Consider the following 19,191-nt stretch of genomic DNA (forward strand, 5'->3'; position numbering starts at 1 on the left):
GACTGTGATTCTAAATTATTTTTTTCTGCCGGATTTATATCTTAAATTGAACTTCCGTTGATTGTAATGTATGTTCAGTTACTTTGTAATTTATGTTTAGTCCATAATTAATTTACAAATATTACATATCTTGAGATTCTTATATTAAAAATATTTGTTTTTGTTTTATTTATTCTAAAATAGAACATCATATTATTTGATTTAGTACATATTTTGTGTTAATTATTTGTTATCACCTAACTGAAACCCTCCTGAAATGTCATCTTGTTCCTGCTCGTCTCAAAATCAAATTAATCTGGAGAAATCTCGATTCCTGCAGGATAAAATGAATTTTTGAGCTTTTCCGTATTTATTGCAGGATTGTTGCTCCCGCTGCAGACAAAAATTCAGTATTCTGAGGTGGATTCCAGAGAATTTTCTGCAAGAGTTATGACCTTCCGCTTCAGATCCTCAAGATTTGTAAAAAATCCGGTGTATTCTCCTGAAAAGAGTTCATGTTGAAGCCTTCTCCCGAGTTCGTCGTCCATTTCGGGCTTTAGATGCAGGACCAGAGACCCCGGGGCATAGTTCACTGCAGTTGCAAGTTCGTCACAGTCCCCGTCCGTAATCCCCAGAACAGGGATTCCAAATCTGTATAGGATATTTCCTGCAAGCTCCGTTGTGTCATCTCCAATAGTAATGGCAAGCCCTGCTCCTTCAATTAGCTCAAATGCACGCTCTGCGCAGTGGTCTATAAGGATAACCTTCACACCGCTCTCCGGGGTTTGTTCCTGTAAAAAACCTTTTTTCAGAGGAAGATTTTTCTCCAGCCCTCTGGTTTTATTTTCGAGCGGGTTTTTGCAGACATCCGAACTTTTTCGGGAAGCTGAGGTTTTTACCCATGCTCTTACAAGGTCTAAGGGCACTCTTTCTCCATGCTTATGAAGGATTTCAATTCCCTGTTCCTTTATGATTCCTCCTTCCATTGAAGTAAGAAATCCATTTTCAGCTACAAGGGCGACCTCCGAGGAAGTAGCTTTTCCAACCACAATTCCTTCGACCATTATGTTTGCCCCCGGGAAAGTTGAGATTCTTCTCACAACCCGTTTTCCCTGGTTACTTATCTCTATATTGTTGACTGGCAGAGGGGGCCTGGAAATTTTAAGGTTAAGAAGATTGGAGAGTTTTTTTGCATGGGGACCCGCAGCCCTGTTCCAGGGTATAAGTTCCCCATCAAAGCATCCTGGCCTTTCAATCTGGATCAGGGGTTTCTCATCAGGATTTTTTATATTCGAAACCACAATCCTTCCGAAAGTCCGGCCTGTTTGAAGTTCGCGGCCGTGGTTCAGAAGGCACACAAGGTCGTTTGATCCGAAAAGAGTCTCAATGCAGGCACTGGGTTTCAGAAACTGTTCTATTTCGATCAGATCTTCAAGACCGGCATCAATCGCCGCAACTTTCCCCATAGTACCGCAGAGGCAGGCATTTATGCAATTTTCCCTGGAAAGAAGGGCAAGAATGTCTTTTACCGTCTGGGGAGAATCCATAAGCTGGAGGTTATGAATCACAATTCCAATTTGCATACATTTAAAACATACATAGTCAAACTAATTATACTAATCGAATTAATTTTGTGTTAATAATTCGATACTCATTTCGAAATTAGTAGGGGCATTTACTTCTGCACAATTAACATTCCCGGCAGATAGTAGAAGATCCAGTGGGTACATAGAGTTTGAAGAAGTCTTATAATTTCATCGGGGATTGTCTGAGAGACATGTATACGCCATCCGGCACAGAGTCGTTTAAGAAGAAATTTCGATCAAAAATCAAAAAAGTTATATATTCATAATTTATGTTAATTAATTTAAATATTGTATCATGAAATAATGAATATATCAATATTTTTTACCTATATATTTTACGCTTATGTAATTTAATACTAACTTCATATGTGATCTGGCACCTGCTCCCAGGGCAGGAATATAAAGGGATTGGTGAATGGTTTGATTGAAGAGTTCGCAATGGCAATACGGCAGTTGCGCCTTAAAAAACTAAGAACCTTGCTTATTCTCCTCGGAATTGCTATAGGAGTTGCAACGGTAGTAGCTGTCGTTTCTTTCGGGGAAGGTCTTCGTATCAATGCAGTCGAAGAAATCCAGAAGTCCCGGGACCTGACTCTGATTGAAGTTTCTCCGGGGATCAGAGGCGACGGTCTTGTCCTTATAAGCAACTCGAAAGTAGAGGAGATTAAGGAACACGCAGAGCTTGTCTGCCCTTACGTAAAGGACGCTTACGTCAGCCCTTCGGGGACTTATTTTGAATTGTTCGGGGTCCAGGAAGTTTACAGGTCTGCAAACGAGCTCGAGCTGGCCGGTGGGACCTGGTTTGACAGCGGAGAGGACAGCGAAGAGAACCGGATCGTTCTTGGAAGTGACCTATGGGAAAAACTGGAAAAAATAGACGGGGCAAAAATTGGGACCCCGATTACAGCAAGTCTGCGCCTTTACGGAGAAGACGGCAGACCTCTTGATAAGAAAGTAACTTTTACTCCCGTGGGCCATCTGAAACCCTCCGGAAACGAAATCGATTCAGGAGCTTTCATGAAGCTTGAATCTGCAAAAGAACTCAGTGAAAAGGAGCATTATGACGGAATTCTGATAAAGGTGGAAAGTTCTTCCCTGGTCCACGAAACAAGGGAGCAGGTAGAAAAACTGGGACTTTCCACCTCAAGTGCCCAGGACGAAATCGACTCGGTCAACAGGATCATGAACGGGGTTACTCTTGTCCTTGCCTTTTTCTCAAGCATTTCCCTGCTCGTAGGCGGGTTGATGGTTATCAATACAATGGTGATCTCAGTCTACGAACGAACCCGGGAAATAGGGATTTCAAAAGCTCTCGGAGCTTCGGAGTCGGATATCCTGCGGATGTTTTTAGCCGAATGTCTCTTTATAGGAACCCTGGGAGGATTTTTAGGGGACTTTTTTGGGGTTCTTTTCGCAACCCTCATAGATAGGGCAGGAAGAGCTCTCCTGATGTCGAGGCTTGAAATAGGAAGTATTGAACACCTGACTGCCCTGAACTTCAAGATTCTTGCGGCCGGGATCCTGATCTCCTTACTCGTATCCGTAATCTCGGGGCTCTACCCTGCCTGGAGAGCCTCAAAACTGGATCCTGTAAGAGCTTTAAGGCAGCTTTGAAAAAAGAACAGGCAATTTTTCAGGAGCAATTACAGGAACAATTTTTCAGGAGACACCACCGTGGATACCGGGAAAAAAATTTTAATAGCTGGGCTTCTAGGAGTAGGACTGCTGTTCCTGATTCTCTTCTTTTCGGGAAACGGGGGCTGGCAGGGAGACGGCATCCCCCCATATACAATCGCAGAAGGAACTGTTAGGGGAGAGGTATATGTCGACGGCGGGCACGGCTATACCGGAGAAAATCCTTATCTCCAGTATTTCGAACTGCCTCTGGGAGATGTAAAGTATGCAAGGCTTTACGTGCCTGTCTGGAACTACGACAGTGGAGACAGTATCCGGGTGACGGTCAATGGAAAAGAACTTGCTGTAAGACAGGAACCTGATTATGCTTCGGCATGGGGTACAGCTCTCTACTGTCTCGAGTCCAATACTTCCCTTGGCCCCGGGTTAAATGAAGTCTCGGTCCTATCCGAAAACCCGGGAGGAGGTCCATATGGCATCACCCTGGTTGCCGTTTGCGAGAACAGATCCCTGCCTCCTGTCAGGTTCTGGATCAACGAAGGCAACTATGCCCTTACCTATACGAATAAACAGGACAGGGTAACAAGCACCTTTAAAGGTGCATCTCCAGGGAAAAATGCAAGCCTTTACGCTATGCTGGTTGCAGGCACCGAAGGAGAAAAGGATGATCTCTATTTCGATTCCTTAAAGATCGGTAGCGATGTGGGGAACTCCTCGCAGGGAAAGTACTTTGACCTGTATTCGACTTCGGTTTCCCCGAAAAGTACGGAAAGTATCCTGAGCTTCGAAAGGGGAGAGGAAGGCTATCTCCATCCCTGCGTTGCAGTCCTTGTTTCAGAATCGGAATCAGACAGTGAATTTCTCAAACTTCATGAGCAGAAAAGCTCAACAGGAGGACAGATCCCGTATTCTGTAATCGTCGTATCCATTCTAGCCTGCCTGGCGCTTGTCCTGAGGTTCAGGAAGAAATGATGTTTTGAGAACAGAAGCCCCTTACCAGAATTAAAAAAAGGCAGACGAAAAGAGGTAAAACGAAAAGAGGTAAAATATGAAATACGGACGGATTCTCACATTAATGCTTGCAATTATCCTGGCAGCTTTCTGGGTTCCCGGAGTTTCTGCATCAGATGAAGTTTCAGGCTCAGCTTCCTCCTCTCTCGGGTTAGGCCTGGAAATCCCCCTTGACAAAGATCAGGCTCCCGATGTCCTTGTAGCTGGACACTCCTGGGAAAGAGCCCGGCTAAACCTTGAGAATCCGGGCACTGAAACCCTGAATAACATAACCGTGTTCATCGAAGTTCCGGAAGGTCTGGAAACCAGCATTCCTTCCCAGCCGTATCAGATAAAAATAGAAGGGCAGCAAATTACGGCTGAAATCGGGGAACTGGCTTCTGGACAAAGTGCAAGTCTCCTTCTGGACATAAAGCCTCCTGTTTCCGTTGAGTTCAAAAAAGAGGCCACATTCACGATTAAGGCAATCTACTCCGGAGGGGAGCAGCAAAGCAAGCACACCGTCAGCCTCATACCTCCACCCTCCTGGCTTACTTATTTTACTATCCTGGCAAGCCTCCTGCTTTTTGCAGGCATTCTGGCTGCATTCAAACGCTCAGGAGTTCTTGACCTCTTTTCAACTGTTGACCTGATAACCATAGCTCTTCTTGCAGCCGTTATTGCCGTTGTGTTCCGCTATCTGAGCAAGCTCATCAACCTGGGCTGGTTTGACGGGCTGGTCATTGCAATTCCCACCGTTGTCCTTATGGTGGTCGCCCTGCAGCTGGTCCGAAAGCCCGGGACTGCAACCCTGCTCTTTACCTGTGTCCTGCTCATAAGCATGGTTGTCTGGGGTTCCCATATTATGTGGCTTGGCTTTTACCTTGCCGAAGGAGTTGTCGTTGACCTCCTGGTCATCCTCTTCGGGATGGACTATGCCGACCGACGCCTGACCGCCGTAATCTACGGCATATCAAGAGGGGCGGTCTCAACCCTTGTTTTTTATCTGCTCTATGCACCTGTTGAGTGGAAAATCTCCTATGCGCCCTGGTATATAGGGCTTCAGCTCTTACTTGCATGTGCAGGGGGGTTAATTGGGGGATTGCTCGGTTACGATACGGCGGTAAAAATGAGCGGGGCAAGGCTTTAAAATAAGCTCACCTCTTCTCCACTATCGTTTTCTTCAACTATTTTTTCGATTTCCGTGGGCCTGCAAGCCGAAAGTTCAGGACAGCGGGCCTTAAGGAAGCTTTTCAGGTCGGAAACGGTAAGCAGCCGGGGAATGTCTATTCCCAGTTTCCTGAGGTCAAGGGCAAGCCTTGCAGGAAGGGGAGGGAGAAGCCCGGCTGCACCCAGCTCTTCAGGGCTTGAAAATACCTCGGCTGTCGGGCCGTCCAGGAAGATTTTTCCCTGTTTCATCACAACAACCCTTTCCGCATACTCCGCTGCAAGCTCCATGTCATGGGTTATGAGAATCACGGTTTTTCCGAGCCCGTTAAGTTTCCTGATTTTATCCAGGAACTTACGGATATGCCCCCTGTCCTGCCCTGTGGTAGGCTCGTCCAGGATCAGCAGGTCCGGTTCAAGGGCAAGAATGGAAGCTACTGCCAGGCGCTGGCGCTGCCCTCTTGAGAGCGCGTGAGGGTGCCTGTTCCTGTAAGCCGAAAGTTCCATCATTTCCAGGGCAGAATCTGCCAGCTTTTTGATTTTCTCTTCCGGCATTCCCAGGTTCTCAAGCCCGAAACAGACTTCTTCAAAAACGCTGTTGGTAAATATTTGAGAGTCCGGGTTCTGGAAAAGGTAACCTACCTGCTTTGAAAGCCGGGCAGTGGAATACCCGCTTATGTCTTTTCCATCGAGGAGGATTCTACCGGAGGCAGGCCTGTAAAATCCTATAAGGTGGCCTGCAAGGGTTGTCTTTCCTGCCCCATTGTGCCCGAGCAGGGCAAGAAATTCCCCACGTTTGATTTCAAGGTTGAGTTTTTCAAAAGCTTCCGAACCGTCCTCATGCCTGTAGCAAAGCTGTTCAATCAGGACATGAGGAGGGGTATTTCGGGGCTGCGGTGCGGGAGCTGGAATTTCGGATTCTCTTTTCTCAAGGTCTTCGGGGTGGATTTCTACCTCAGACGCCTGCAGAAGTTCTGTCAGCCGTTTCAGAAGAGTTTCATAAGCAGGAATACTTGAATTTTCGGAGAAAAAGCCCAGGAAGCGTGCAATCTCTGTGAACTGGGGAGGATGAATCCCGAGCTTTCGGAGTTTTTCCTCCTCGCGGCACAGGATTTCAAATGGTTTTCCATCCAGAATGACCCTTCCTTCATCCATAACAAGCATGCGGTCTACCATTTCAAAAACAGCATCGAGTTTGTGTTCGATCAGAATGAGAGTGGTCCTGTTTTCTGCATTCAGATGTTTGAGCAGTTCAAGCACCTCCCCGGTACCTGCAGGGTCCAGGTCCGAGGTTGGTTCGTCAAGGACCAGGATTTCCGGCTGCATTGCCAGGTTTCCTCCGATCGCGGTCCTCTGTTTTTCCCCTCCCGAAAGCGTGAAGATAAAATGGTCTTCCAGACCTTTAAGCCCTACTTCTTTTAGCACTTTTTTCACTCGGATTCGGATTTCTTCCCCGGGCAGCCCGAGATTTTCAGGCCCGAAAGCAAGGTCTTCGGCCACGGTCAGGGAGAACAGCTGGGTTTCGGGGTTCTGGAATACCATTCCTACTTCAAGGGCCAGACTGTGGACTTTTTCATGTGTCAGGTCTTTTCCCCGGAGCAGGACGCGCCCTGAAAAGCTGCCCCCCGAAACCTCAGGTACCAGCCTGTTAAGGCAGCGCACAAGAGTACTTTTTCCACAGCCGCTAGGGCCTGCAAGGAGCACGAACTCTCCTTTTTTAAGCTCAAGATTCACATCCGAAAGAGCAGCGGCATCCGAATATGGATAGTTGTATGTAATTTTTTCAAGTCTGACTTGCGGAGAGGTGTCTTTCGAGGGATCCATACTATCATGCAGCTTTTTACACCTTGGAGTTTAAAATCCTTATGAAAAGTAAGAAATAGTTTGATTGTCATTCAATTTTGTATGAAGTTCCCCGGAGGAGGAATTGCGCCTTGAAGTGGCTCTTTCGTTATGAACAAAAAGACAGCCCTCTTCACAGGCTGGACCCGAGAGTGAAGCTGCTCTGGCTTTTCGGGGTATCGGTCCTGAGTGTTGTCCTCGGGACTCCTTATTTGCTGGTGGCCCTGTTCGCCTCTACCCTACCTTTCTGGTTCGTCCTGAGACCCTCAAAAAGCAGGGTAAAGGCAATGCTCATCGTCTTTGGGAGTATCGGGCTGGGTTTTATTCTCTCGCAGGCCCTTTTCTACTACTGGGCAAGAGAGCCGCTGTTCACCCTCGTACCTTCTTCCTTTCCCCTGCTGGGCCCCCTTACGGGAGGGATCTACTTCTATGCTGACGGGGCCGTCTACGGGCTGTATCAGTCTTTCCGTTTTATGACTTCTCTGAGCGCTGCAATGCTGGTGTTGGCCACAAGCCATCCCTCGGGGCTTATCTCCGGGCTAGTCAGATTTTTCGAAATAAGAGTAGGAGGAAAAAATTACAGGATAGGCCTTCCCTACGAGCTTGCATTCATGCTATCTTCCGCAGTTAGCTTTGCCCCCACGCTGCTTGAAGAAAGCGGGATAATCCTCAATGCGATGCAGGCAAGAGGGCTTGAGTTAAAAGGCGGGGTCCGTACGAAAGTAAAGGCCCTGAAATACATCCTTGTCCCTCTCGTGGTTAATATACTCCGGGCAGGGCGAAAACTCGCAGTCGCAGCTGACACCCGGGGTTTTCGGGCAAACAGGCACAGGACCTACGTAAATGAGCTCAGGTTGAAAAGCAATGATTACCTTTTCCTTGCATACACAATCCTTTTTACGGCAGCCGGGCTTTACCTGAGTTATTCGGGGTTCGGAGGGACAGTCCCGGTCTGACCTGAAATGCCCTCCGGAAAAAGCAGTTCTGAAAAAAGCCCTTCATTTTCGGGTATTCTGCTTTCGGTGACCTGCAGCAAGTTTTCCTCCTGCCAAAAAGGCAAGAGTAGAAACTAATTCGAATCCGGGAGCACTTTCTGTTTCATCTCCTGGATTTTCTATGCCGGAAGCTTCCGGGTTTTCAGAGTTTTCCTCTGAAGAGGCCTGCACATCTTCTGTCTGCGAATCTTCCTGTGAATCTTCCTGCGAATCTTCCTGTGCTTCTTCTGTCAGAGAGTCTTTTTCAACCACCAGGAAGGACCCCGAAGGCACCACATAATCTCCTACAGCCTGGAAAAGGATGGAATTTTCTCCGGATTTCAGGTAGTCCTTTACTTCTCTTGTGTCAATATCCAGGTCAGGGTAAGGCTTACCATTGCAGATTCCGGGGAATTCGTTCCCATTAATCAGAAGGACATTATCTTCCCAGTTCCCGGACTGAATGATCGTCCAGAGCGTCGCACTGCGAACAGGAAACTGCAGAGTGGGCCTGAGCATTTCACATATTGTCTGGTTTGGGCTAGCATAGTAAAGCGGATTTCCGTTTTCATCCATCTGGGAATTGAGTTCGTCAGCCCCTTCCCCTATCCAGTATTCCATATACTTCCCGTTAGGGTCCGTATATACAATAAGCAGCCCCACCCCGTCAAAACAGACATAAGGAATACCTGAGCCCGTGTTTTCAATTTCCGTGCTAAAAGTGCCCGAACCGGGAACGTACGCACTCACATCATAAGCCCAGGTACCCGTGGGATAATCATAAATGCCCCAGCCTTTCCTGTCACTGTATTCCCGTTCAGGTTCAGGGCTTTCCCCGTTAAAGCTCAGGCTCATCTCGGGATACTTCCCGGTGATCCCTTCGGCACTCCAGGTCCAGTAGACATAGAGCCTTGCAAATTTCACGGTCGCTCCCTCAGGCAAGTTTACGTTATGTATTACAGAATACACATCTCCGGGATAGACTTTCCCACTGTAGTAGCTATTTCCTATCGTATAGAAGAGGTCTCCCTGAACCGTATCATGGCTGTATAATTCAAGAGGTTTGTCTCCCACATATCCATTGTTCTCAGGAGACTGGGCCAGGGCAGAAGGAGCCGCCAACCCGCAGAATAATGTAATCAGGAGACATATTCCGGCAGTTAGAGATAGTATATTCCCTACCTTGCCGAGCTTTTTCTTCCTGTCTCCGAACCTGTTTTTGCACCTGCTTTTTTCCGTTCTGTCAAAATGCCTGATTTTTGCTTTACATCCTGCATTTATTATTGGATTCTTCCTGATTCTGCAGGGAAGCCTTCGGTCCCCTTTACGCTTTATACTTCCGGCTTGCATTACTCTTCCCACCTGAAAAGTCACTGATATTCTTTTAGAAATTCAGATCTTTGGTAACAATTTAAAATAGTTTCTAATTAAGATATTGAGGTTCTTTTATAACAATTAGAACTAGTAAACAATAAGGTAAACTGAATATATAAATTCTTTTAAAAAATAAGTATTTGTGAATATATCATAACATATTTTGTTACTATTTTTCTATTTATGTTCACTAAATGCGGCTTCTATATTCTGGATCCAACTAAATAACCCCATGGTGAAACGACCTCAAAAAAGTCTCAAGAAGCCTCAAGAAAGCTTTAAGCAAGCCTCAATTACCTCTCAATAGAGGTCGAATAGGCTGGGAAGTTAAGAGGTCTGCGGGATTTGAGGCAGTGTTTCAGGCTTTTTTTCAGTTAAATTTCCTGCAGCTTCCCGGGAAATATCCCAGAGTATATTTTTGCATTTAGTAATGTCTAACATTTGTAATATTTCATACAAAAAAGAAAAATAGTAATATTTAATAACCTTTACTTCACAGTAATTATTTAATGGTAATATGTTTATTACATTGATTACGTCTCAGAGAAAGGAGTTTATAAGAATATAAAATCAGAGGCAGTCTGAATCTCTCTGAGATTCAAATTTCACTCTGTAAGAAAGTGAACGGCAATGAAGACAGAACCTGTAAAGATAACCTTACGATGTATATTCTTGCTCTCAGTTCTACTCTCAGCCCTTCCTGCAGGAGCCGTATACTCTTATGATGGCATACCCCTTGCCTCGGACGCTCAGGGCACGTTCAGGGGAGAGATCTACATAGATGGAGGACACGGGCTTTCATTTCCCCCATACTCTCAGGAATTTGACGTACCGGATGGCACTCTCCGCTGGGCTCGCCTGTATGTAGGTGTATGGGGAGGTACGGAGAACTATAAAGGTTGGGTCCGACCAGAATTTAACGGGCAAAAGCTTGAACAGTTGCAGCTTGCCGGGGTCGAGGACCAGAACGAAAATGTATACTGTGCAGGTCACGGGGTTTACTGGGTTTCCTATGACGTCAGCAACATCACGAAAAACGGGAATAATACTGTAGTGGTCCTTACAAGCAGTGGGGAGCCTGGAAACAAACTGGACGGGAGAGTCTATGGAGCGGTACTTGCCGCAGCCTGTGAAGACTCAAAAGCGCCCCTCATATCCTACCAGCTCCTGAGCGGAAACGTAAACCTGCACGGGAAAGGCTGGAGCGGGACTCTCGCAAATGTAAACGACCAGACAGACGTCAATTTTATTTCCTCGCAGATACCGGGCAGCCCGGAAGATGCTACCCTTTCTGTAGTATACCTTACAGGGTCAAGAGGTTTGCCTGATTATCTGGAATTCAACGGAGAAATGCTTGGTGTTTCCCCTGCGTACCTAACCGAGAGCTATGGTGGAAAAGCAATGGATATTGCCAATGAGGTTAGCTTTGATGCCTCGGGAGAAAAGGGCTTTTCTTCCAGTTACTTTGATATAGAGCATTTTGACGTACTCAATTACTTACAAACCGATAATACCGTGTCTTTTGTGAGAGGACTTGACCTGGACGGGGATAAGGAAATCGGAATCCAGGAAGGAGAAGATTACCTGCACCCTGTCCTTGCAGCTCTTGTCCTGAGTTCCGGGAGTACCGCTTCCGTACTTCCTGACCTCTACCCTGAGATGAAAATCCCGGAACAGGAACTGGTAGATGAAAAAACGGCGGAAATTTCCTTTACAATAAACAATCCCGGGGGGATCTGCGAAGAGAACTGTACGGTAAGCTTCAGGGTTGACGGAACTGAGGTTTTAACTTCCTCTGCCCTGATGGACGCCTCCGGGGTTTACAGGTCTTCATTCTCATGGCCGGCAGTCGAAGGGGAACACCTGCTTGAGCTTGCCGTTGACTCCGAAGCCAAAATAAAAGAGTCGGACGAGGAAAATAACGTATGTGCATTAAATGTTAGCGTCAAATCAAAGCCTGACCTTTCGGTTTCTCTGGAAGAGCCCGTGAAAATTGAGGCTCAGGAAGAGACTTCATCAGCGTCACTACTTTTTCTTTCGTTCCTATCTCTTTTCGGAGCCCGGAGAAAAAAACCTCTTTTCCTGCTTTTACTTGCAGTATTCATAATAGCGGCTTTTAGCGGCTGTGTTGAGGAAACACAGACAGTAGAAAAAACCGCCTACTCTATCCCGCTAAAGATTACAAATAGTGGAGAAGCTTCAGCTCTGGACTTTGATGTAACCCTCTATCTTGATGGGGAAAGTGTTACTGTCCTGAAGATCCCGGAACTTGAAGGTCAGACTTCAATTGAGGACCGGATCAGAGTTCAGACCCTTAAGGGTGAGCATACCCTTAGCGTGAAGGTAGATGAGCATAATGACATAGTTGAGTCGGACGAGGATAACAATGGATTTGAGGAAAGCTATTATTTTAATTAACCTCCTGCTACTCATTACCCCGGTTTCGGCGTCATATGCAGGCGATAAACCCCTGCAGACGGTCCTCTATGACAAACACCAGGGAGCTCTTGAATTTTCTCTCGGGGACAGCAGGTACAGCGGGGAGCTTGAACACAATAACAGTTATCAGGTGAACTTTGATATCGAACTCCCGGCCGGGAGTTCCGTAAGGGTTGCGAAGGCTTACGTTTACTGGGTCTGGAGCAAAAAAGGACTTGAGGGAATCTATCCGAAATTTAATGCTTCTCTTGTACATTCGGGCACGGTTCTGCCTCTCCAGGGAGGGCAGATGTATACGGATACAAAGGGTTTTGTCTCCAGGTACGACTTTTTTTCAGGCGCGAATGCCTTTGATTTGAGCGAGGAAATTTCCGAATCCGGTACTTACTCCATCTCGCTTGTAAATTCGGCAGAGGACGGAAGCACCTTTTGTGTGCAGGGAATCGGGCTTCTGCTCGTCTATGAAGGTTCAGAGTTACCTGTAATCGAGTACTGGGTCAATGAAGGCTGCGACATGCTGTATGCAGAATACGGGATAGACCCCGAAATGGCCACAACGACAGCTTATTTTGAGGGGGACATCAACTCCGAAAATATCGCAACTGCACGCTTGATAACAGTTTCTCCTTCAGGGGGATACAGTTCAGGTACAGGAGCCCGGAACAGGCTTTACTTTAACGAGAAAACCGGGAGTATTCCGGTTATTGGCGATATCATACAGATCCTGTTCGGTGGAGGAAAAAGCTGGAAGAATATATACCAGACAAACGAAACTGTCCAGGTTGCTCTGGACGAAAGGCAGGTAGGGACTTATCTGGAACCTGTAGAAAACTTTGTCAGTATCCAGGATAACGGAGATTACCTTCTGGCAACGAATGCAATACTGGTGCTTGAATATAAAGAACCTGAAAATAAAGAGCCTGAAAACCCAGGGGAGGGAAGCTGATTTTTTTACAGGAAAGGGATACGAAATGAATATAGTTGAAACCAGAAACTTAGCCAAGTATTACACATTCGATTCAGGGCTGCGCGTTGAAGCTCTCAGGGGAATAAATGTGAACATTGAAGAGGGAGATTTTGTTTCCTTTATGGGTCCTTCGGGTTCGGGAAAGTCCACCCTGCTTAACATTGTTGGCTGCCTGGACCAGCCGACATCAGGTAATGTTTTTATCGAAGGTCGCGAAATTGATTACAGGAATTCTTCCAATCTTGTCCGTCTTCACAGGCAGACAATAGGTTTTATCTTCCAGGCTTTTAACCTCATCTCCACAATGAATGCCATGGAGAACGTCTGCTACCCCCTGTACTTTAACAGAGTCCCCCACTCCCGGCAAGAAAAGAGGGCAACCGAGCTTCTTAACCTGGTCGGGCTCGGAGACAGGATGCACCACCTGCCTTCCGAGTTATCAGGAGGGGAACAGCAAAGGGTTGCTATAGCAAGAGCTCTTGCAAACAACCCCAAGCTTATCCTGGCAGACGAACCTACAGGAAACCTTGATTCAGGTACCGGGAAAAAGGTCACGGACCTTATGAGAAAAATCAATCGAGAGCAGGGCGTAAGTTTTCTTGTTACGACTCACGACCATGAAATGGCCAGAACTGCGGACAGGGTGATAAAACTGAAGGATGGGAAAATAACTGATTAATTTTTTAATACATGAGACTTTACCAAAGACTTTAATAATGATTTAAAAGCTAAGAAAAGATCTATAAACGCTTATTTAGCTTATTATTTACTTTAAGAACCTTTAGAAAGACTACTCCATGAATTATTATGCACAATTCCGCTAAAATATCTAACCTTAACTCTGCCACAAATAGGGAATAACTTTTTCAGATAACAATGCTCTTGATTATGTTTCACTCCGAATTTTCGGAGATGAATGTGAATTTTTTTAGACTGTTTCTTCGAAAGCTAAAGATGACAAATTGATGTTTGAGCCTACTGACATCGAATTTAATATAAGCAAAGACGTAAAGATTACTCAAAATTATTCCCTAGAGGAACTAACTTTTCTCTATATCTCTTAGTTTGTGTCAGACAAATTTTTCGGCATCTAAAGACTAGACAATACTAAATGTATAAAAAATTTCTGGTGAAATTGAAAGTAACAGAGAGAAAAATGCATAACTCCGTTAGAAAAACAGTATCAAAAGACAAAATCATCTAATTGGTTTGTTCCCTAAGCGATGGAGATTTAAGGATCTAATAAATATGAGATTCAATAAAATATTTACGAGAAAATAAAATATTTATGAGAAAATTCAGAGTTTAACTTACAAATCGATCAGCGAATTATTTATCAGCAAATATTAAAAAATCTATAACCTACCATTCACTAATAAAAAAGGATTAAAATGAATTAAACTAGAAAAAATTGAATAATATCATATTAAATCAATTAGAAGTTCTCTAAAATTACTTTTTCAACATAATAAAAGTTATTAATGGATATTATTGAAAGATAAGTACTTTTGATGAAAGTGACAAAAACTCAGCTTCAAAAATTATTTGAATTCCACATCACGAGGCAATTATTTTTTACGGTTAAGTAATACAAATTTTAAATATGATAATATTAAATATTATGAATATTATCAAAAGTGTTAAATATCTGCTCAACATATGTAGTTCTGTCCAAAAATGTCTGAAGACAACAAAACAGACACGTCTCCTAAATATGTCTGCGAAGTATTCGACTCTGAGAATTCCTCGCCTGTAAATTATGCAGGTGAGGGGTTTCAGGTAGAGAAAAATATCCGTATCTATTTGTGAATAGTGTCCGAAAGTATAATTCAGAGAATTTTATCTGCGTTTTTTGAGAAAAAACCTGGACTCAAACTCCATAGGTTCTGACCCATATTGAAAATAAATGAAGAAAATGTTATGGCAGCGTACCAAAAGTTGTGGGAAATTTGAGAAAAATTATCTCAATTCCCTTTCATTTTATCAAATTTTCCCATGTTTTTTTATTTTTCTCCTTAATCATATCATTGCAAACATATCCACTACATCATCGAAGTCTATCCTTCCGTTTCCGTTGAAGTCGAAGTACTCCACCGGCATATTTTCCTCTATCCAGTCCATATTGTGGAAATAAGCCACTATATCCACGAAACTGAACTCCCCGTTTCCGGTGAGGTCTTCATAGAGCCCATCTCCGTCGAGGTCTCTAGGGGCATATTCCTGGCCCGGCAGTGGGGACAGAAGGGTTACTTCAATTGTCCCTGCCAGGAGAGCTGGTTCGATAGAGTCTCCGGAATCGTCCTCCAGACGTTTAACTCCTATTGAAAGGTTCGCAGATCCTTTCTCCTTTCCAGAAACAGTGAGAGTGGCAAGCACAACATCTGCTGCCCCTTCCTTAACGGAATCTTCCAGGTCAACAGTCTTCATGTAGATCGAAGTCCCGGGCAGGGTAGAGTTCTCAGTAATCAAAGCCCAGGAAGGGTACTCGATATCAACTATTTCGGCAACAGCCGGGTCGTCGAGAGCAACGGTCAGGTTGTAGCCTGCAAGACCTGCAGGGAAGTTGCTTGCAACGAGATTTATTTCAGTAGATTCGTTTTCCGAAACTGAGGAACTTTCAGGGTCGAAATAGAGAGTTACAGTTGACCCGGAAGCTTCGGAAACTTCGATGTAACTCGATTTCAACTCAAAGTCAGAACCTGCATCATTTTCCACAGTCAGATTTACGGTGTAGCTACCTGCTGCAGAATAAGTGTGCGAGGGGTTCTGCTCAGTTGAGTTTGCTCCGTCCCCGAAGTCCCAGAACCATGAAGTCGGAGACCCGGTTGATGTATCGGTAAAGTTTACTGCCAGCGGGGCATCTCCAGATGTCGGGGTTGCCGTAAAGTCGGCCACTGGCGCAGCAGGTGCCGATTCCTCATATTCGATAACAAGGATCTGCTGGAGTGCGTCCATACCTCCGCTTGTCGTGCTCTGGACTCCCGCCTCGTTTCCTGTTGCGTTGATGTAGTTTGTAGCATCAAAGGCCAGAGGGCTTCCTGAATTTGAACTTCCCTGCCATGCATTGGTTGCCACTATGTTTCCGTTGAAAAGCAGGTTTCCTTCATCGGGCCCCGCACTTCCCGCGAAGCTGTACAGCATAGCGTTTGTGACCTTTTCCACATCAATTGACATGCCGGTGAAAGGAGCGTATGCAGTAGCCTCTTCAGGCGTGGTCCCGTAACTGGACGCAGATAAACCAAGCTCGTCGCATTCTTCATTAATGAAGATCTGCTTCCGGGTTTCATTATCGTTTCCGTAGACCACAACAAGGGTGCTGGGGTACAGTGCGTTTTTGTTTTCGCCAACAGGCGTCATGACAAGGCTGTTTCCTGCAGAGCTAAACTTGTCGGTTACATCGTAGACACAGAGCCCGTATTCATAATCAGCATATGCTCCAAAATTGCTCCAGTCCCTGTAGAGGGTTCCGTTTCCTGTTGAGATGTTTCCGTTATCAAGGATGTACCCGTTGAAGTCAATATTCAACCACGGATATCCGCCGGGAGTCTGGTCCCAGTTGTAGGCGACATAAAGCAAGACCTTTTCTATGGTGGAGTCGTCCGGAACCGGAAGGTCGCTTGCAGTCCAGGTTTCGGTCCTGCTCTCCCAGCCAACAGGTTGGTAAGCAGAATCAGGCTGAGTGGAATACAAAAGGTTCCCCTGGAGATCAAAGGTATGCATGGTAGTGATATTGCTTCCGCCTTCCCAGTAGATGCCTTTGCCCTTATACCCGTTGTACCTGAGAGGTTTAGCCGAACTGCTCTTGTTGTTGTTGGTCTCGTCCGTTTCAGCGATAAGGTTGTCAGGGTCGACAACGGCAGTGTAGGTCACGGTGCCGCCTTCAAGGTCACGGATTGTGGGGTCGATCAGGGTTACAGTAGTCGTTGCATCGCCAGCAAGGGACGCAATCGTTGTCGTATCTACGGGAACTGTGCCACTGGAAACGTCGCTTGCATACACAGCTATCGAAATATTACTAAGGGTTTCATCTCCGGTATTCTTGACATTGAGAACTTTCACAGGATTTGCTTCCCTGGCAAAGACCGCAGAAGCCGGAACGGTGTTGACAATTCCTGAGATTGTAAGGTCGTTCGTCGCCACTTGACCCGCTTGAGTTACGGTTATGTAATCTGTCTTCAGCTCGGAATCGCTTCCGTCTTCATTCGTAACTGTGAGGTTGACAGAATAGGTTCCTTCAGTGGAATAGGTGTGTACTGGACTCTGCTCAGTTGAGTTTGCTCCATCTCCGAAGTCCCATTCCCAGGTAGTCGGAGACCCGGTAGATTCATCCGTGAAGTTGACTGTTAAAGGCGCGTCTCCGGATATCGGTGATGCTGTGAATGCAGAAACGGGGGCAACAGGACCGCTACCGCCAAAGTAGTTTTCAAAAGGCTGCATTAGGGGGTAGTTATCGGCTCCCAGACTGTCAGGTAAGACGTATGGATCGTCCCCAATTCCATTATTGTTATTGTCTGTACCGTTGTAGTCGGACCAGTAGTTGCCCATATAGCCGGTGTAGGTCGTGCTGTTAAAGGTGTAGGGGATTTGATCAGGAGAAGACCAGATTGTTGTTGTCGGGGCAGTTCCCAGAAGAATAATTTGTGCGGTATTTTCAATGAAATCATTCAGATAGATTTTGTTGTTGTCACCTGCACTGTCGAATTTAATTCCACCTCCATTTCTCGAGAAGATATTATGGGTTATGGTAGTATTCGTAACTGTATTCTTATATAGGCGAAGTGCAACTCCAGTATTATTTCTGAATGTATTGTTAGTAATAGTGCAACCTGGTACATTATAAACAGTAAGCATATTTGTTGCCGTTGAGTTTTCTAGAACATTGTTGCTAAAGGTGCAAAAGTTAGCATCTTGTCTAAAATAAATTGCACTGTATGTGTTTGAAAGATCAGTAAAATGATTATTTAATATTTTGGATTTGGACGATAATCCATACATATTTATAGAACCAGATCCATTAACAAGATTTCCTTCAAAAGTCAGATTCGAAGCAGAGTAGTATCTCCCAAAAGCAGTACTTATTGAGTTAACTAGTATGCAGTTTTTGATAGTACAATCAGGAGCTGGGCCATATGTGCTTAAATATAAGTCTGACATCAATTTCATCCCTTCAAGGTCAGTTCCAGTTGCATTGCCAATATCTGGAAGCCTAATTTGGCTGGTGGGGCCAACCGTTACGAGATCAGCACCCTCTCCAATGATTGTAATGTATGGCTTGTTGACATTGAAACCGAGATAATCACCTGCATAAACGTAAATAGTATCTCCGGAAGAAGCGCTGTTGACAGCAGTTTGTATGTCTGTGAAATCTGCCCCACCATCGTCATCGACGTACCAGGTCTTTGCTTCTGCAGGCATCGTTAATACTATGCAAATAATTGCAAAAAGAATTAGAAATATTCTTTTATTCATCTATCATTCACTCCTCATTTCTGAAATTTTAGCCCGAAACTCCCGTGATTGTGGTCTTTTTCAGCAGGATCTGAGGGGATGTTCGGGATTGAATCACAATTATTTTGTAGCTCTTTTAGTCTGAAAGGGGAATCTCCCAATAATAAAAAATAAAAAAATTTGTGGTGTATATAAAAAACCTGGAGCTGCGTTATGTTGTGTTTTTCAGATCAGCCCAAATTATTGAGTTTAAGTCACTGTATATAATTTAGTTCTCATTTCTGAAGTCAAGAACGAAACTTTTCAAGTATTGCTGCCTTCTCTCAGCCTTCCAACATTTGATTCAATGTTGTGGAGTTGATCCGAATTTGGATTCCGAATTTCCTGGAGAAGATCACGTTTCAGACTTGGATAATTTAGTGTGAAAAATGGTTACGATATATATAAATTGATCTAAAAAATAAGAGTAGTATCTGTTTATATATGTATTAAGTAATAAAAACAAATTGATTTGTAATACTCATCTTGCAATTATGAATTACTTGGTTGAACTGAAAAAACTGCATTAAATCATCAACTGTCTAAATTAATCGATCTGATGCTCTGGAAAATGTTTCTGAAACTTTTATTGATGTGGAAATAAATTGGTTTTGGGATGAGCTCATTAATTAACGAGGAGCCGAAAAAAGTGCATTGAACTGAGAGTGAAATGGTTTCCAATTAATTTGAAGAGGATACACATTCGTGGTCTGTTCTCATGTAGAAAGCTGAAAAAGAGAAACAAAAGGTG

11 protein-coding genes are annotated in these 19,191 nt (G+C 44.8%); 7 read left to right on the forward strand and 4 right to left on the reverse strand.

The genetic code is table 11. From position 1 onward, the window contains the following. Positions 1-386: 386 nt before the first annotated feature. Positions 387-1,562 carry a DUF2117 family protein gene (locus tag MA_RS09050; RefSeq protein WP_011021747.1) on the reverse strand — a complete coding sequence of 392 codons (1,176 nt, stop codon included), beginning with the start codon at positions 1,560-1,562 and terminating at the stop codon, positions 387-389. A gap of 414 nt (positions 1,563-1,976) precedes the next feature. Here MA_RS09050 and MA_RS09055 point away from each other — a divergent pair, with 414 nt between their 5' ends. The 3 genes from MA_RS09055 to MA_RS09065 all read left to right on the forward strand — a co-directional run bounded on the left by MA_RS09055 (position 1,977) and on the right by MA_RS09065 (position 5,340). After that, entirely contained in the window at positions 1,977-3,179 is a 1,203-nt protein-coding gene (locus MA_RS09055) for an ABC transporter permease (RefSeq protein ID WP_226990807.1), read from the forward strand. Positions 3,180-3,239: 60 nt separating this feature from the next. Further along, entirely contained in the window at positions 3,240-4,172 is a 933-nt protein-coding gene (locus tag MA_RS09060; protein ID WP_011021749.1) for a DUF3344 domain-containing protein, read from the forward strand. Between the two features lie 76 nt (positions 4,173-4,248). Further along, the gene (locus MA_RS09065) at positions 4,249-5,340 is read left to right on the forward strand and encodes a hypothetical protein (RefSeq protein WP_011021750.1); all 1,092 of its coding nucleotides are present in this window, start codon (positions 4,249-4,251) and stop codon (positions 5,338-5,340) included. Here the strand turns inward: MA_RS09065 and MA_RS09070 are convergent. Beyond that, a complete protein-coding gene (locus MA_RS09070; RefSeq protein ID WP_011021751.1) occupies positions 5,337-7,181 on the reverse strand; it encodes an ABC transporter ATP-binding protein in 1,845 nt (614 codons plus the stop codon). The two genes, MA_RS09065 and MA_RS09070, sit on opposite strands and share 4 nt — an antisense overlap. Positions 7,182-7,291: 110 nt before the next feature. Between MA_RS09070 and MA_RS09075 the strand changes: the two genes are divergently transcribed. Then, positions 7,292-8,155, forward strand: a complete 864-nt coding sequence (locus MA_RS09075; RefSeq protein WP_048065199.1) for an energy-coupling factor transporter transmembrane component T family protein — start codon at positions 7,292-7,294, stop codon at positions 8,153-8,155. Positions 8,156-8,197: 42 nt separating this feature from the next. Here MA_RS09075 and MA_RS09080 read toward each other — a convergent pair whose 3' ends face one another. Next, complete coding sequence (locus MA_RS09080) at positions 8,198-9,523, reverse strand: DUF3344 domain-containing protein (RefSeq protein WP_048065200.1); 1,326 nt, start codon at positions 9,521-9,523, stop codon at positions 8,198-8,200. 654 nt (positions 9,524-10,177) lie between these two features. Between MA_RS09080 and MA_RS09085 the strand changes: the two genes are divergently transcribed. The 3 genes from MA_RS09085 to MA_RS09095 are packed head-to-tail and all read left to right on the forward strand — an operon-like array spanning position 10,178 to position 13,632. Then, positions 10,178-11,965, forward strand: a complete 1,788-nt coding sequence (locus tag MA_RS09085) for a CARDB domain-containing protein (protein ID WP_048065201.1) — start codon at positions 10,178-10,180, stop codon at positions 11,963-11,965. Next, complete coding sequence (locus MA_RS09090; RefSeq protein ID WP_048065202.1) at positions 11,934-12,932, forward strand: DUF3344 domain-containing protein; 999 nt, start codon at positions 11,934-11,936, stop codon at positions 12,930-12,932. Before MA_RS09085 ends, MA_RS09090 begins: the two co-directional genes overlap by 32 nt. 25 nt (positions 12,933-12,957) lie before the next feature. Beyond that, entirely contained in the window at positions 12,958-13,632 is a 675-nt protein-coding gene (locus MA_RS09095; protein ID WP_011021756.1) for an ABC transporter ATP-binding protein, read from the forward strand. Positions 13,633-14,972: 1,340 nt separating this feature from the next. Here the strand turns inward: MA_RS09095 and MA_RS09100 are convergent. Further along, positions 14,973-18,422, reverse strand: coding sequence for a DUF3344 domain-containing protein (locus MA_RS09100; protein WP_011021757.1), 3,450 nt, complete (start codon positions 18,420-18,422; stop codon positions 14,973-14,975). Between the last annotated feature and the right edge of the window lie 769 nt (positions 18,423-19,191).

This window comes from Methanosarcina acetivorans C2A, assembly GCF_000007345.1.
Classification (GTDB): Archaea; Halobacteriota; Methanosarcinia; order Methanosarcinales; family Methanosarcinaceae; genus Methanosarcina; species Methanosarcina acetivorans.